Origin of the sequence: Bradyrhizobium sp. HKCCYLRH3059 (genome assembly GCF_051168035.1) — a bacterium.
Lineage (GTDB): Bacteria > Pseudomonadota > Alphaproteobacteria > Rhizobiales > Xanthobacteraceae > Bradyrhizobium.
The window spans coordinates 87,181-103,213 of record NZ_JBNPUF010000008.1; the positions used below are offsets into that span (position 1 = coordinate 87,181).

The following is a 16,033-nucleotide window of genomic DNA, read 5'->3' on the forward strand; positions in this document are numbered from 1 at the left end:
TGTTATCAGACCGAGGGGAAGCCGCGCAGCAGATAAGCGCGCAGGCCTTGCAGCAGGGCGTTGAGAATGAGGCCCAGCAGCGAGATCGTGATCAGCGGCACGAACATGTCGACGGCCTGGAAGGTGCGCGCGGCGGTCACCAGCACGTGACCGAGCCCGTCGGTCGAGGTGATCATCTCGGCCAGGAACACGACGATGCAGGAGATCACGAGGCCGATGCGGCAACCGGTCAGGATCGAGGGCATCGCGGCCGGCAGCACCACCTTCCACAGGACGTCGCGCGGCGGCGTCCCGGCGGCGAGCGCCGACCAGATCAGCTTCTGCTCGACCGTGGCGGCGCCGTAATAGCTCGACAGCAGGATCGGAAACAGCGCATCCGCCGCCACCAGCATGATCTTGGATTCGTGGCCGAAGCCGAGCAGCAGCAGGAAGGCCGGATAGAGCGCGACCTTCGGCAGCGGCGCCAGCACGCGCACGATCGGCTTGACGGCGGCGTTGACAGGCGGGCTCACCGCGGCGGCAATTCCCAGGGAAACACCGAGCACCACGGCGATCGCAAAGCCCGCGAACAGCCGGAATAGCGTCGCCACGATGTCCTGCTGGAAGGTGACGCTGGTGAGTTGCTGGCCCATGCGCTGGAACACCTGTCCCGGCGGCGGCAGCAGGGTCGGCGGCGCGTAGCCGAACGACACCAGCCCCTGCCACAGCAGCAGGACCAGCACGATCGGCGCGGCGCCCAGCAGGATGTCGTTGGAGGTGCGCGTCATGAGAAGCTCAGCGGCATGTCGAACTGCGGCTCGGACCAGCGCACCAGCCAGCGCCTGACGACCTCGAACGCCGCATCGAGGCAGATGCCCATGGCGCCGATGATGATGATCATCGCGAACACCGTGTCGTACTGGCCCATGTCGAGCGCGTTGAACAGGATGTTGCCGGCGCCGGACTGCCGCGCGATCATCTCGCTGGTGACCATCGTGATCAGCGCCAGCACCAGGCCGGTACGGCAGCCGGTCAGGATCTCCGGCAAGGCTGCGGGCAGGACGATGCGCAGCAGGCGCTCGCCGGCCGAGAGCCCCATCGCCGCGCCCGACCACAGCATCTTCTCCTCGACCGCCTTGGCGCCCTCGAAGCTGTGGTAGATCACCGGAAGGCTGACGCCGAGGAAGATCACCAGCGTCTTGGAGATGTCGCCGACGCCGAGCCACAGCATGATGATCGGCATCAGCGCCGCCTTCGGCACCGGGTAGATCAGCATCAGCAGCGGATTGAAGAAGGCGGCGGTCGACCGGCTGCGCCCCATCAGCAACCCGAGCGGAATCGAGAACGCAAGCGCGAGCGCGAAGCCGATCGCCATCCGCCGCAGCGAGGCCATGATGTTGATCAGGGATTCCTTGTCGGTGAGGATCGGCGGGATCGCGCGCAGCGATTCCAGCGCGGTCGGGAAGCTGTCGTTCTTGAGCCCGAGCGAGGCGAGCTGCCAAGCCAGCAGCAGGCCGCAGCAGGCCAGAATCGGCGCGAGCGGCTTCGACAGACCATTCATGACGGCAGCTCGTTGTCACCGGAATCGTCGAACATGCGCTCGATGTCGACGATGTATTTCTGATAGCGCGGGTCCAGCAGCAGTTCCTCGCGGCGGCGCGGCCGGGGCAGATCGATGTCGATCACCTCGCGGATTCGGCCGGGCGAGCGCGACATCATGACGACCTTGTCGGACAGGAACACGGCTTCCTCGACCGAGTGGGTCACGAACAGGACCGTCTTACGGTCGCGCTCCCAGATGTCGAGCAGGTCGTTCTGCAGCCGCGTGCGCGTATGCGCGTCGAGCGCGCCGAACGGCTCGTCCATCAGCAGCACCTCCGGCCCGTAGGCCAGCGTGCGGGCCAGCGCGACGCGCTGCTTCATGCCGCCGGAGAGCTCCTTGGGATAGAATTTCTCGAAGCCGGTAAGTCCGACCATGGCGAGCAAAGTCCGCGCGAGCGCCTCGGCCTTCGCCGGCTTCTTGCCCTGCTGCAGCGGACCATACATGACGTTGCCGAGCACGCTCTTCCAGGGAAACAGCGCGAACTCCTGGAACACCGGGCCGCGATCGGTGCCGGGACCGGTGATCGGCTTGCCCTTCATTTTCGCGGTGCCGCTGGTCGGGCTGACGAAGCCACCGACGATGTAGAGCAAGGTCGACTTGCCGCAGCCGGAGGGACCGAGGATCGAGACGAAGGCGCCCTCGCCGACCGTCAGCGAAATGTCCGACAGCGCGGTGTGGTCGCGGCGCGACGAGGTCTTGAACACCTGCGACACGTGATCGATCTCGATGATCGGCGTGGCCGCGCGACGGCCGAGCGGAGTGCCCGCGAGCTGGCCGGGGCGGATCGGGGTCACGTCCATGTCGGCTTCTCTTTCCGATGCAGCACGCTCAAACGCTCCGTGAAATCAGGCAAGACAGACTGCCGCAGATTAGCAAGAAACCTGCCAATCGTCGCCACGCGCGGATCATTCCCGGTCCTGATCGAACCAGGGCCATTCGGCCGGCCCTTCGTGAGTCACGGCGCCGAGCGGTGCCTGCCCAACGAGTTTCGCGTATTTCGCCAGTGCCCCTGCCCTGTGCCGCGGCGGCCGCTGCGACCACGCGCTGCGACGCACCGCGAGCTCGGACTCATCGAGCAGCACGTCGAGCGTGCGCGCCTTCGCATCGATGCGGATCGGATCGCCGTCTTGCACCAGCGCCAGCGGACCGCCGACGAAGGCTTCCGGCGAGACATAGCCGATGCACATGCCGCGGGTGGCGCCGGAGAAGCGGCCGTCGGTGATCAGCGCGACCTTCTCGCCCATGCCCTGGCCATAGATCAGCGCCGTGACGCCGAGCATCTCGCGCATCCCAGGACCGCCGACCGGACCCTCGTTGCGGATGATCAGCACCTCGCCGGCCTGATAGTTGCGTGCGCGCACCGCGGCGACGCAGGCCTCCTCGTCCTCGAACACCCGCGCGCGGCCCTCGAACACCAGGTTCTTGAGGCCGGCAACCTTGATGACGGCGCCGTCGGGCGCGAGGTTGCCCTTGAGGACAGCGACGCCGCCATCCGCCATGATCGGCCTGGCCGGGCTGAACACGATCTCGCCGTCCGGCGCATTGGCCGCGCCATATTCCTCAGCCAGCGTGCGGCCGGTGACCGTGATGCAGGAGCCGTCGATGTGGCCGCTCTCGATCAGCGCGCGGATCACAACGGCGGCGCCGCCGATGTCGTAGACGTCCTTCGCCGTGTACTTGCCGCCCGGCCTGAGATTGCCGATCAGCGGCGTGCTCGCGAAGACCTCGCCGACATCGTCGAGCGTGAAACGGATGCCGGCCTCATTGGCGATCGCCGGCAGATGCAGCGCGGCGTTGGTGGAGCCGCCGGTGGCCGCGACAATGGCCGCCCCGTTCTCCAGCGCCTTGCGGGTGACGATGTCGCGCGGCAGCGGCCCGCCGCGCGCGAGCATCTGCATGATCAGGCGTCCGGCCTGACGCGCGACGTGCGCTCGCTCGGCATAGACGCCGGGAATCATCGAGACGTTGGGCATCGACAGGCCCATCGCCTCCGACAGCATGCCCATGGTGTTGGCGGTGAACTGCCCGGCGCAGGCGCCGATCGTCGGGAGGCAGGTCCGCTCGATGCCTTCGAGCGTCCGTGCATCGATCTCGCCGGTCATGTAGCTGCCGACGGCCTCGTAAGAATCGAGCACCGTGAGCGTCCGGCCCTGGTAGTTGCCGGGCAGCGCGCTGCCGCCATAGATGAAGATCGACGGCACGTTGCAGCGGACCATGCCCATCATGACGCCGGGCAAGGTCTTGTCGCAGCCGCCGAAGCCGATCAGCGCGTCATAGGCGAGGCCATGGACGACGGCCTCGATGGAGTCGGCAATCAGCTCGCGCGAGAACAGAGAGAACTTCATTCCCTCGTGGTTCATGCTGATGCCGTCGGAGACCGAGACGGTGGCGAACTCGCGCGGCGTGCCGCCGGCCTCCGAGATGCCCGTCTTGGCCGCATCGACCTGGAAGTCGTGCGTCATGTTGCAGGGCGTCTGCTCGCCCTTCTGGCTGACGACGCCGATCATCGGCTTGGCGATGTCGGCATCATCCAGCCCCATCGCGCGCATGAAGGCGCGGTGCGGGGCGCGATCGAGCCCCTCCACCGTCACGCGCGATCGCAGCTTCCTCATCGACAAGGCTCCGCGCCGGCCGCCTACTGGATCGGCGCGACGATCGTCGGATGCTTGAACTGGGCGACGTCGAGCTTCGGCAGCATGCCGGTCTCGGCGTAGATGTCGAGCATCTTCTGGATCGCCGGGAAGTTCGGCGCGGCGACCGGATCGCGGCCGAAATCATTGTCCTTCAGCAGATAGGTGTCGATGACGGCAACCGGCGCCTTCATGACCTCCGACACCACCTTCAAGGTCTCGTCGCGATTGGCGAGCGCCTTCTTCATGCCCGTCGTGATGTCGCGGACATAGGCCTTCACCAGCTCCGGGTTCTTGTCGACGAAGTCGGCGCGGCAGGCCTCGAGGATGTGCACGATGTTCGGCATCGCCTCGGACAGCGAGAACAGCTTGCGGGTGCCGCCCTTGGCCTCGGCGCGCGCTGCAAAGGGTTGATTCATGTTGACGGCGTCGACGCGGCCCTGGCGCAGCGCATCCTCCGACACCGCGAAGCCGACCTCGACCAGCTTGATGTCCTTGGCGGGATCGAGCCCGGCCTGCTTCAGCAGCATGTTGAACGGCCCTTGCGTGCCGCCACCGATCACGGAAATGCCGACCGTCTTGCCCTTCAGGTCGGCGATGGTCTTGATCGGGGAATCGTCCTTGACCGCCCAGTAGACCGAGAAACCGCCCGGCTTCTCATAGACGTGCTGGGCGACGATGTAGGCCTTGAGGCCGCCGCCGACCACGCCGTTCGCCAGCGACAGCGGCGCCTGCGTGGCGCAGTCGAGCGCGCCGGCGGCGAGCGCCTGCGTCATCGGTGCCGTTCCCTGGAACTGGGTCCACTCGATGTTGTAGGTCTTGCCGAGATCCGGAAATTCGGTGGGCCGCTTCATCATCCAGTACTTGGATTCTTCCGCCGGGATGGTCCAGCCGACGCGGATCGTCTGCTGTGCGAATGTCGGCCCCGCGCTCGTCACCAAAGCCATCGCCGCGAGTGCCGCCAGCATCGATCGTTTCCGCATCACGCCCCTCCGCCATTCAAAAAGCAACCTCGCGGAGAATGTTTCATGTCTCAAATATCTGTGCAAGCGCGGAAAACGCCCGCCTTTGCCTGCCCCATGGGCAAGCCCGCCTTGCAGCGCGACAAGGGCGGATCATCGTGAAGTGCCGCGTTCCGTGTGCCGCGGCGCTGTCGACAACGCAAGGTCGCACGCCCCAAGGTGGCGAGAGTGGCCATTCGGCCGACTGGCGTTGCCGCGTCGCACGCGCTAGGGAGAGGCCCCGAATTGACCTTTTGAGGAGTTCTTCGATGTCGATCCAGCGTTTCGAAATTGGCCCGCGCATGAGCCAGGTCGTCGTTCACGGCAATACCGTCTATCTCGCCGGCGTCGTCGCGCAGAAGACGGCCGGTGAAAGCGTTACCAAGCAGACCGAGGAGATTCTCTCGATCATCGACGGCCATCTCGCCAAGGCCGGCACCGACAAGTCGAAGCTGTTGTCGGCGACGATCTACCTCACCGACATCAAGACATTCGGCGAAATGAACGCCGTGTGGGACGGCTGGGTCTCGGCCGGCAACACCCCGGCTCGCGCCACCGTAGAGGCCGGGCTTGCCGCGCCGCAATACACCGTCGAGATCATGGTGATCGCGGCGAAGTAGGCGCTGGGTCGCCGCGCACTAGTCGGTGTCGCGGCGACCAGTGTTGCGATTGAGCGGATCACGCCGCTCGCGCCTGAGCCCTTCCGGAAGCACCGGCTCGGTGCCGGGCAACGGCTTGGCCCGCACGTCGGCGCCCCACTGCTCCTGCTGGTGGGGCGTCGTTTTGTCCTTGACCTGTTGCGGCTGCGGCAGACCGTCCTTGCTGACGGGGTCGTAGGCGCCGGAGCGCAGGTCGCGGGTGTCTCGGCCTGTCATGATCCTTCAACAAGCCTTCTCCAGCATTCGTTCCTGATCGCCGGCATGGAACAGATGCCTTCCTGCCGCCACAGGACGACCGGGTCCGCGAGGAGCATAAGTCGCGCGTCGCAACATCAGATGAGCGCAGTGGCGGTCGGCGTCGACGCGATGATGATGCGGACGAGCGCTGGCGATGCAGCCACGGTCAGGACTGCGGCCGCAGCGGCGCGCCCTCGCGGATGCCATCGACCTTTACGGCGAGCCGCTTGATCTTGTCGTAAAGCGTCTGCTTCGGAATGCTCAGCAGCGCCGCGGTCGCCGGCACGTCGCCGAGCTTGCGGCGCAACGCATCCTCGATGATCGAGCGCTCGATGTTCTCCAACTGCCGTGGCAGCGACAGCTCCGAGGCTGCGGCGCCCGAGCGGTCGAGGACCTTGCGGTCGAGCACACCGAGCACGAAGCGGTCGGCGACGTTGCGCAACTCGCGCACGTTGCCCGGCCATGAGTAGCCGAGCAGCAGCGACATGGTCTGCTCGTTCACGATCGGCGCGTCGCGCTCGAACCGCTTGGCGGCCTCGAGGGTGAAGTGCTCGAACAGGATCGGGATATCCTCGCGGCGTTCGCGCAACGGAGGCAGCTCGATGAAGGCGACGCCGAGACGATAATACAGATCGGCGCGGAACAGCTTCTGCTCGCTGAGCTCGAGCAGATTGGCCTTGCTGGCCGCCACCACGCGGCAGTCCACCGCCACGGGCTTGTTGGAGCCGACGCGCTCGACCGAGCGGTCCTGCAACGCCCGCAGCAGCTTCACCTGCACGCTGAGCGGCATGCTCTCGATTTCGTCGAGGAACAGCGTGCCGCCATGGGCATATTCGATCTTGCCGATCCGCTGCTTGGTCGCGCCGGTGAAGGCGCCGGCCTCGTGGCCGAACAATTCGCTCTCAACCAGTGATTCCGGCAGGCCGCCGCAATTCACCGCGACATAGTTGCCGCCGCGCCGGGCGCTGTGAGCGTGCAGGCAACGGGCGACGACGTCCTTGCCGGTGCCGGTCTCGCCATAGATCGTCACGTCGACATTGGTCGAGGCCAGATTGGCGACGAGGCGGCGCACCTCCTGGATCTGCGGCGAGCGCCCGAGCAGGCTCGCCTCGATGCCCTGGCGGTCGGCGAGCGCCGAGCGCAAGGTGCGGACTTCGAGCGTCAGGCGACGCTTGTCGAGGGCGCGGCGCACGACGGAGACGAGCTGCTCCGACGAGCACGGCTTCTCGATGAAGTCATAGGCGCCGTTGCGCATCGCTTCCACGGCCATCGAGATGTCGCCATGACCGGTGACCAGGATGACCGGCAGGTCCGGATCGAGCCGGTGCAGCTCGGACAGCCACTCGGTGCCGCTCTTGCCGCGCAGCCGCACGTCGGAGACCACCACGAACGGCATGTCGGCGCGAACGATTCCGCCTGCGGCTTCGGCGGAGGCGAACGGCGTCACCGACAGGCCGGCGAGCTGCAGCGCCTGGACGGCGCCGATGCGGACATCCTCGTCGTCCTCGACATAGATCACGCCGACCGGTTGCTCAGGAGTCATGTGGGAACCTCTTCAATCGGCAAGCGGCAGCAGCACGATGAACTCGGCGCCGGACGGCTCAAGATTGCGCGCCCGCAGCTCGCCGCCGAACGACCGCGCGATGTGATTGGCGATGACGAGCCCAAGTCCGAGACCCTTGCCGGCCGGCTTGGTCGTGACGAAGGGCTCGAACAGGCGCGGCAGGACATCGGCGGCGATCGCCGGGCCGCTGTTGGCGATGGCGATGCGGCACTGCCCCTCCTCACGCACGGCGCAGATGTGGATGGACTTCCGCGCGGCGCCCTCGACGGCATCGAGCGCGTTGGCGATGATGTTGCAGAGCAGTTGCTCGAGCCGGATCTGATCGGCCCTGACACGAAGCTCGGGCGCGAGATCGATGGTCACGTCGACATGGCCGTCCTTCACCCGCGCGCCGAGGATCTTGAACGTCTCGGACAGGGCCTGCTCGACCGCGACGGCATCGAGCGGCGCGTTCGATTTGTAGGCGAAAACGCGCAACTGGCCGGTCAGGCGCGCGAGACGGCGGACCATCTCGCCGATGCGGATGAGATTGCCGCGGGCCTCGCCGATCATGCCGCGATCGACGAATTGCACGGCATTGTCGGAAGCGGTCTGCAGCGCCGCCAAGGGCTGGTTGATCTCGTGCACCATGCCGGCCGACATCTGGCCGAGCACGGCAAGCTTGCCGGCATGGACGAGCTCGTCCTGCGCGGCGCGCAATTCGGCGGTGCGCTCCTGCACCCGCATTTCCAGCCGATCATTGGCGGCCTGCAGCGCGGCCTGGCTCGCCAGCCGCTGCCGGATCTCGCGGCGTCGCTGCGCCAGCAGGCCGAGCGCCAGCAGCGCCACGATGCTGGCGAGACCCGAGAGCGTGCCGATGATCAAGGCCGTCCGCCGGATCGGCGTCTCGTCGTCGAGCAGCAGCAGCTGCCATTGCCGCCCGTTGAGCGGACGCTCGTCGACGCTGTAGACTGCGCCGCGCTCGGTCGCGACCTGGCCGCCGCGATCGGTCCTCTCCATGAAGGTCCAGTCGAGCGGCGCGAGGCTGGAGCTGCCATAGGGCTTCGACGTCGCGATTTCCTCGAGCGCATCCACCGAGAGCGGCGTCAACGGGCGGAAGCGCCATTCCTCGCGCGAGGCGAGAATGGTGACGCCGCGGGCGTCGACCAGAAGCATGTCGGCACCGCGGTTGCGCCATTCGCGCTCAAAGGCATCGAGATTGACCTTGACGACGGCGACGCCGATCGTCCGTCCCTGTTGCTTGACCGCATAGGACAGGTAATAGCCGGCGCGCGCGCTGGTGATGCCGATGCCGAAGAACGCGCCGCGGCCGGTCGCCAGCGCCTGGCGCATATAGGGCCGGTAGGACAGGTTGCTGCCGACCGGCGTTCCCGGCTGATCGAAGTCGGCGGCGGCGATCGCATCACCGGCGACGGTGAGGACATAGAGGTTGTCGGCGCCGGCCAGCAGATTGATCGACTTCAGATGCAGGCTGACGCTCTGCTGCAGCGCGCGATCGTCCGGCGTGCCGAGCAGCCGGAAGACATCGGGCGAGGTCTCCAGCAGCGAGGGCAGATATTCGAAGCGCGAGAGGTAGCCGTCGAGCTGCGCGGCCTCGACCGCCAGCCGCTGCTGGGCCGCGGCGTGCCGCTGATCGAGCCCGCGGGAAAAGGCAATGGCATAGCCGAGCCATGCCGCGACGCCGACCAGCGCAGCCGCCATCACTCCGCGAACGACCAAGCCCGCGCGCCTGCGGACCACCGCGGTGACGTCGGGATGTCCCTCGAGGCCGATCCGGAATGGAAGGTCCGTCATTCCCTTTTCCAGGCCCATCATGTCCAGGCCCATCACGCCCCGGACCCATGTACCGGGCCGGGCCTGCCGTATCCGTAATTGTGCTGCAAGTCTAAGGTCTTGCCGGGCAATAGGCGACAACAAAATCGGCCGGGCCGACGCCAGGACGCCCTCGTCAGTGCAGCTTGACGTGCGGCTCGGTGCGGCGGGTGATCAGGCGCGCCAGCGTGTCCAGCGTCACCTTGGCGAGCCCGTGCAGCGCGTATTCGTGCATCTTGTAGAGCGACAGATACATCATGCGCGCGAACAGGCCTTCGAATACCAGATTGCCGCCGACCAGCGCGCCCATCATCGAGCCGACCGTGCTGAACTCGCCGAGCGACACCAGCGAGCCGAAATCGTGATAGCGGTAGTCCGCCAGCGGCTCGCCCCTGACGAAGCGCGGAATCTGCTTGTAGAGGTGCGAGGCCTGCTGATGCGCGGCCTGCGCCCGCGGCGGCACGTTGCCGCGCTCGCCCCAGGAGCAGGCCGAGCAGTCGCCAATGGCGAAGACGCGCTCGTCGCGCGTGGTCTGCAGGGTCTGCCTGACCACGAGCTGGTTGATGCGGTTGGTTTCCAGCCCCGCGATGTCCTTCAGGAAGTCGGGCGCCTTGACGCCCGCGGCCCAGACGATCAGCTCGGCCGGGATGACGCGGCCGTCGGCGAGGCTCACCTTGTCGGGCCCGACCTCGGCGACCTTGGCGCCGACGAGCACCTCGACGCCGAGCTTTGCGAGCAGCTTCTCGGTCTCGCGCGAGACCCGCTCAGGCAACGCCGGCAGCACCCGGCCCGCGGCTTCGATCAGCGTGATCCTGATGTCCTTCTCGGCGTCGACCTGGTCGAGACCATAGGCCACCACCTCGCGGGTCGTGCGATGCAGTTCCGCGGCCAGCTCGACGCCGGTCGCGCCGGCGCCGATGATCGCGACCTTGAGCTGGTGCGGCGCGATCGGCGAGGACTGCGAATGGACGCGGATGCAGGCGTTGACCATGCGCTCGTGGAAGCGCCGGGCGTCGTGCTGCGATTCCAGCTTGATCGCGTGGTCGACCACGCCGGGCGTGCCGAAATCATTGTTCTGGCTGCCGATGGCGATGACGAGCACGTCATAGGGGATGGTCCGCCGCGGCGTGACCTCGCGCCCCTCCGCATCGAGATAGGGCGCCACCAGCACCTCGCGCTTGTCGCGGTCGAGGCCGATCATGTCGCCGATGCGGTAGTGGAAGCCGTGCCAATAGGCCTGGGCGAGATAGTCGACCTCATGGGCCGAGAGGTCCATGCTGCCCGCGGCGATCTCGTGCAGCTTCGGCTTCCAGACATGGGTGCGGTTGCGCTCGACCAGGGTGACGTCGAGCTTGCCCCTGCGGCCGTATCTGTCTCCGAGCCGGGTCGCGAGCTCCAAGCCGCCGGCGCCGCCGCCGACGATCACGATGCGAGGGACACCAGGCTGCGCAACGGCCATCATCGAACCTCTCCAAGGGTGACCGCGGCGCGACGGCATGACTCCGATGTCACGCCGGTGACGTCGTCCCTCCGGCACCGCCGCCCCAGCCAGCGCGACCATGTTCACGATACGCCGTATCGTCGCGATGGCGTCGGAACCTGCTCGGCCTTGCGGCAACAGGCGGGATGCCTCCACGGTAAGCCCCTGCCCGCCGCCACCTTAGCAGATTATCCGAGATGTTGGCGGCATCGCGATTGGGCATGGCCGCGGCCGGCGCCACCGACGCTGGAATGCGACGGCAGCGCCCCCACGACCGCAGGCCTATCCCGTCGTGACCGCGACTTCGACGTCGGCCGGGTCGATATCGCGATCGAGCGCGATGCGCAGCTTGTCGCGATCGAGCTCGCCTTCCCACCACGCCACGATCACGCAGGCGACGCCGTTGCCGCACAGATTGGTCAGTGCGCGGCACTCGCTCATGAACTTGTCGATGCCGAGCACGATCGCCATGCCGGGAACGAGCTCCGGCCGCACAGCCGCCAGCGTTCCGGCCAGGGTGATGAAGCCGGCGCCGGTGATGCCCGAGGCGCCCTTCGAGGTCAGCATCGCGACCAGCAGGATCGTGATCTGCTCACCGAAGGACAGGTGAACGTTCATCGCCTGCGCAATGAACAGCGTCGCCAGCGTCATGTAGATGTTGGTGCCGTCGAGATTGAACGAGTAGCCGGTCGGAACCACCAGGCCGACGACCGGCTTGGAGCAGCCGAGGCGTTCAAGCTTCTCCATCATCTGCGGCAGCGCGCTCTCGGACGACGAGGTGCCGAGCACGATCAGCAGCTCGTCCTTGATGTATTTGAGGAACTTGAAGATCGAGAACCCGGCAATGCGGGCGATGATGCCGAGCACGACCACGACGAAAGTGAGCGCGGTGAGATAGAAGGTCGCGATCAGGCCGGCGAGGTTGCCGAGCGCCTGCGGCCCGTAGCGGCCGATGGTGAAGGCCATGGCGCCGAAGGCGCCGATCGGAGCGGCCTTCACCACGAGGGCGATGACGCCGAAGATCGCGTGCGCGGCGTCGTCGATGAACGCGCGCATCGTATGGCCGCGCTCGCCGAGCGTCATCAGCGATATGCCGAACAAAATCGAGAACAGCAGCACCTGCAGGATCTCGCCCTGCGCGAACGCTCCCACCACCGTGTCCGGGATGATGTGGAGCACGAAGTCGACCGACTTCATCTCGCTCGCCTGCTTGGCGTAGTTGGCGACGGCGGCGGCGTTGCTGCTCTGGCCCTGGAAGCCTGCCCCGGGCTGAATGAAATTGCCGACGATGAGCCCGAGCGCGAGCGCGAAGGTCGAGACGATCTCGAAATAGATCAGCGCCTTGACGGCGACGCGGCCGACCTTCTTCACCTCGGAGACATGCGCGATGCCCGACACGACGGTGCAGAAGATGACCGGCGCGATCACCATCTTGATCAGCTTGACGAAGCCGTCGCCCAGCGCCTTGATCCATTCGTTCCTGCCGAGCTCGGGCCAGAGCCAGCCGACGATGACACCGAGCACGATCGCGAACAGGACCTGCACATAGAGGACCCGGTAGAACGGTTTCTGCGGCGCCGCGGCCGCTGTGGTGGTTGCAGACATCGAATCTTCTCTCCCTGATCTCACTCGGTCTATCTCTCTGGTCTGCCTATGACCCGCTTCCGCGCGGGCTCCATTGCGTGCCGGGGCAACGTCGTGCGTCTGGACGCGGGCCGCGCCGGGGGCGGACCCGAGAAGCTCGCACAGGCGGGATCGCCTGTCGCCGGGTCTCAGGTCAGGAATGAGCTGTGGGCTGGCATCCGGACGTCCCCTCGCATCTGTTGTTCTGGAGCTGGCGCTCGTTTGGCGGCTCAGTAAGCAGCAATCGTGCCAGCGGAGCGGCGCCGCATGAGGCGCCTGCATGTCCTTCAGTTTGCTACGATTTGTGAACCATCACGCGGCGCGCGACCAAGCCACAGCCCTCGACCTGTCTGGACTTCCGGAAATTTGCCGTCGCAGGCGCCCGAAACATCGGACACGCCGGCGACATGGTTCCCACCGGCAATATCCAGCCCTGCCTGTCGCGCTCGACCTGGCTGGGGCGGGAGGGATCGAACCTCCGAATGGCGGAATCAAAAGTTGCGCGGTCCGCTATACAAATCAACGCGCATTCTGAAACACAGAGAGAAACCGACCCTGGGTTTTCCAATAGGTTACATCGCTATTCGGAACGCGAGCCGGCCTACGGACTGCCAAATCGGTCTCGAACCACTTCCCGGGTTGCGGGCGCGTCAGGGCAAGCGTGAAGAACAGGGCGAATGACCAATGAGCCATCATTGGCTATTCTCGCGCCTTGATCGCAAACGCGAGGCGCCCGCGGCGCCCGTCGCATCCGAGTGTTGAACTCGGCTATTGGCTTCGCCAGAAGTTGCCGCGGCTGCAGAGTAGATGATGGCCAATTCCATGGGCGGCTAGCGAGCCCAGGGCGACTTTGGAATCTGAGCGATCGGAGTTAACTATCAGCGCGCCAATCGAACACCGGGCTGGTCGCCGTCGATGAATTGCACGCCTCCCGCCTCCAGGGCGCGCCTGACGGCCGCCAAATTGTTGATTGACGGGATCCGGCCGCCTTTTTCGAAATCGCGAATGGTACTCTCACTCAAATTGGACCGAGCAGCCAATTCAGCCTGAGACCAGTCGAGCAGACCACGAGCTGCCCGAGATCGATCGGGAGTCATCAAACAGCCATTTCATGGGACGCATCGATCGCCGGCTCGGAGAATTCCTCCATGCGGCGGTTGGCCAACTGCGAGCAAGGAAATCGTTGCCGGGATGGAGACCTGCTCGGCCAGCCGAACGCCGGATGCGGTCAACCTACCTTGCTCATGACGTTGACCAGATCGGCATCGGCAGGCGCGTCGGCAGGAACCAGGGTCGGAGAGGTCGCACGTTGTGGCCGCACGGACTGAGCCGTGGCGACAACGCTCGAGCGGCCGACGATGATGTGGGCGGTGATGACAGCCGGAACGCCGAGCCCGAACGCAATGTGGACCGTGCTGATCCAGGGCCGAAGCGCTTCGGATCCGACGTAGTAGAGCCCGAACGCCGTCGCGATGAGCAGACCATACATCGCGAGGCTGACGATACCGGTCGCTCGATTCTTCCCGGCACGCCACGCGCGCTGGACGTGCAGGGGACCGAGCGCCCCAAGCAGCAACAGCGTCACCATCGCGGATCCGCCATGCATGCTCAGCAGGTATGCGGCGGCCTGCTGCCACATCTCGCTGTCCAGCTCCGTGCGGGTCTTCATCTGGTCGGCATAGATCCACAGCGCGCCGCTGGCGAACAAGAGCCCGAGAATTCCGTAGAGGGCGAACCGAAACAAGCCTTTAAGCCGCATGCTGGTGAACTCCTTGCCAGTCCGGTGTCGTATGAATGTCGCCGTTCGCCGCAATCAACATGGCGCTCGCCTGGAAGCGCGCCAATGACGCCGCGGACTGCTCGCCGGCGACCATGACGACCTTGGTCAGCGCGTCGGCAACCATGCAGGTTGGCGCGCTCACGGTGGCGCCGTGGGCCGCCCCTGTGGGCAGCCGGGTCGAAGGCGTGACGACCGCCGTCTCCATCGTCTCGGTCGAACGAAACGGGTCGAAGCGGCGCGCCGACGAGGCGAGCGCCGCATTGCGCACTTCGACCTGGCACAAAAGCCTGTCCGGGAAACGCGGGTCGCGAATGTGGACGATGCGGGCATCGGGCCCGAAGGCGGCGAGGTCCCCACCTGCATTGACCATTGCGGAGCGCACGCCGCGGCTCTGCAACGCCGCGATCGCGCGGTCCACGGCGAACCCCTTGGCGATGCCGCCGAGATCGATCTTGACGGCGGAATCGCGGAAACGGACGCGGTCGTCGGCGAGCAACTCGATCGCAGTCGACTGCGGGACATCCGCTTGCGCCGTCGAGCCCACAGACGGCTTTGCCGCGCCGGCGACGGCAACGTCGAAGGCGCCGTCGGAGTGATGGGTCACATCGAGCGCCATCTTCAGCACGGCGTAGGTCCAGGAATGCACCTTCACGACGCCGCTCGATGCCGCGCGGTTCAGCCGCGACACGTCGCTGTCGGGATCGTGGAAACTCATCAGCCGATGCACGTCGGTCACCGCGGAAAACGCCGCTTCAACGGCATTCTCCGCATCGCAGCGGCGTGCATCCGTGACGTCGATCTCGACGAATGTCCCGAGCAGAGCCCGTGCTCGTCGAAGGCTAGCGGAAGTGGCTGGCATGATACGACAGCACCTTCTTAACGCCCTCGGTCAAATGGGTAGAGGACAGCGTAGCGCCCGAGATGTTGCGAATGTCGGAGTTGATGCGAAGCTCGTTCTGACTGCTCTTGCCGACGAACTGACCGAGCCAGCTGGCATCGTGCACCTCGCCGCCATAGGATTCGCGATAGTTCAGAATGTCGACGCGACGCACCCGCCCGTCGGGTCCGACGGCAACCGTGTAGTCGATCAGGAGGTGCTTGCCGACGACGTGATCGTAATAGAAGTAGCCGCCATTGCTCGACTTCCATACCCTGCCCGGCTGGACTTCGGAAAAGCTGGCTCCCGGAAAAGCGGCCTTCTGCGCCTCTTCGACGCTCATGTACTGAATGGCATGGGCCGGTGCGGCGATCGACATGACGGCCACGGCGGGCGCCGTCCATTTCAACCAATCGCTCATCTCGTCCACCTCAACTTTGTTTCCATGGTACGCCCTCCCTCGCCGAACGCATTTTCGTCTTCTCAGGGCATCGATCGCTGTCAACCTCTCCTGCGAAGCCGTCTAAACCGCCGCAGCGACGCTCCGAACCATCCAGTTCAGTGCGACGATGAACCCGAGCGATCGATCACACTTTGCCTCGGCAACAGCCCTACCCGTTCGCGGGTCTGCCTCCGTCCTTGCGACGTTCGCAACCAAGCGCGCTGCAAATGGCTCCGAATGTCAGTCGAGAGAGTAGTGTTTCGATTGCGGCGAATTGCCGCGTCGATGTTGGCGATTTGCCGGAGCGGCTGGGGAATAACAATGTTGCTGCAGATCGCCACATCGC

15 protein-coding genes are annotated in these 16,033 nt (G+C 65.9%); 1 reads left to right on the forward strand and 14 read right to left on the reverse strand.

The annotated features are described in order from the left end of the window. Positions 1–5 precede the first annotated feature (5 nt). The 5 genes from ACQR13_RS24510 to ACQR13_RS24530 all read right to left on the reverse strand — a co-directional run bounded on the left by ACQR13_RS24510 (position 6) and on the right by ACQR13_RS24530 (position 5,195). Complete coding sequence (locus tag ACQR13_RS24510) at positions 6–767, reverse strand: ABC transporter permease (RefSeq protein WP_315752008.1); 762 nt, start codon at positions 765–767, stop codon at positions 6–8. Continuing rightward, on the reverse strand, positions 764–1,540 hold the full coding sequence (locus ACQR13_RS24515; RefSeq protein ID WP_315715605.1) for an ABC transporter permease: 777 nt from the start codon (positions 1,538–1,540) through the stop codon (positions 764–766). The genes ACQR13_RS24510 and ACQR13_RS24515 overlap by 4 nt, the downstream gene beginning before the upstream one ends. Beyond that, a complete protein-coding gene (locus tag ACQR13_RS24520; RefSeq protein WP_315715604.1) occupies positions 1,537–2,382 on the reverse strand; it encodes an ABC transporter ATP-binding protein in 846 nt (281 codons plus the stop codon). Before ACQR13_RS24520 ends, ACQR13_RS24515 begins: the two co-directional genes overlap by 4 nt. 105 nt (positions 2,383–2,487) lie before the next feature. Next, positions 2,488–4,194 carry a dihydroxy-acid dehydratase gene (gene ilvD / locus ACQR13_RS24525; protein ID WP_316164296.1) on the reverse strand — a complete coding sequence of 569 codons (1,707 nt, stop codon included), beginning with the start codon at positions 4,192–4,194 and terminating at the stop codon, positions 2,488–2,490. A gap of 23 nt (positions 4,195–4,217) precedes the next feature. Next, complete coding sequence (locus ACQR13_RS24530; protein WP_316170664.1) at positions 4,218–5,195, reverse strand: ABC transporter substrate-binding protein; 978 nt, start codon at positions 5,193–5,195, stop codon at positions 4,218–4,220. A 287-nt stretch (positions 5,196–5,482) separates the two neighbouring features. Between ACQR13_RS24530 and ACQR13_RS24535 the strand changes: the two genes are divergently transcribed. Continuing rightward, positions 5,483–5,833: a RidA family protein gene (locus tag ACQR13_RS24535; protein WP_315715601.1), complete on the forward strand. Its 351-nt coding sequence runs from the start codon at positions 5,483–5,485 to the stop codon at positions 5,831–5,833. Positions 5,834–5,851: 18 nt separating this feature from the next. On the opposite strand, the gene ACQR13_RS24540 is transcribed toward ACQR13_RS24535, so the two are convergent. The 9 genes from ACQR13_RS24540 to ACQR13_RS24580 form a co-directional block, all read right to left on the reverse strand. After that, complete coding sequence (locus ACQR13_RS24540; protein ID WP_316188138.1) at positions 5,852–6,088, reverse strand: hypothetical protein; 237 nt, start codon at positions 6,086–6,088, stop codon at positions 5,852–5,854. 187 nt (positions 6,089–6,275) lie between these two features. Beyond that, positions 6,276–7,652: a sigma-54-dependent transcriptional regulator gene (locus ACQR13_RS24545; protein WP_316170666.1), complete on the reverse strand. Its 1,377-nt coding sequence runs from the start codon at positions 7,650–7,652 to the stop codon at positions 6,276–6,278. 12 nt (positions 7,653–7,664) lie between these two features. Next, positions 7,665–9,467, reverse strand: coding sequence for a sensor histidine kinase (locus ACQR13_RS24550; protein WP_316188137.1), 1,803 nt, complete (start codon positions 9,465–9,467; stop codon positions 7,665–7,667). Positions 9,468–9,621: 154 nt separating this feature from the next. After that, positions 9,622–10,944 carry an NAD(P)/FAD-dependent oxidoreductase gene (locus ACQR13_RS24555; protein ID WP_315715806.1) on the reverse strand — a complete coding sequence of 441 codons (1,323 nt, stop codon included), beginning with the start codon at positions 10,942–10,944 and terminating at the stop codon, positions 9,622–9,624. A gap of 303 nt (positions 10,945–11,247) precedes the next feature. Then, positions 11,248–12,570: a dicarboxylate/amino acid:cation symporter gene (locus ACQR13_RS24560; RefSeq protein WP_315715597.1), complete on the reverse strand. Its 1,323-nt coding sequence runs from the start codon at positions 12,568–12,570 to the stop codon at positions 11,248–11,250. Between the two features lie 896 nt (positions 12,571–13,466). Then, a complete protein-coding gene (locus tag ACQR13_RS24565) occupies positions 13,467–13,685 on the reverse strand; it encodes a helix-turn-helix domain-containing protein (RefSeq protein ID WP_434843965.1) in 219 nt (72 codons plus the stop codon). Between the two features lie 131 nt (positions 13,686–13,816). Then, a complete protein-coding gene (locus ACQR13_RS24570; protein WP_434843944.1) occupies positions 13,817–14,347 on the reverse strand; it encodes a hypothetical protein in 531 nt (176 codons plus the stop codon). Beyond that, on the reverse strand, positions 14,337–15,227 hold the full coding sequence (locus ACQR13_RS24575) for an FAD:protein FMN transferase (protein WP_434843943.1): 891 nt from the start codon (positions 15,225–15,227) through the stop codon (positions 14,337–14,339). The genes ACQR13_RS24570 and ACQR13_RS24575 overlap by 11 nt, the downstream gene beginning before the upstream one ends. Next, entirely contained in the window at positions 15,208–15,666 is a 459-nt protein-coding gene (locus ACQR13_RS24580; RefSeq protein WP_315752014.1) for an FMN-binding protein, read from the reverse strand. The genes ACQR13_RS24575 and ACQR13_RS24580 overlap by 20 nt, the downstream gene beginning before the upstream one ends. Positions 15,667–16,033: the final 367 nt, after the last annotated feature.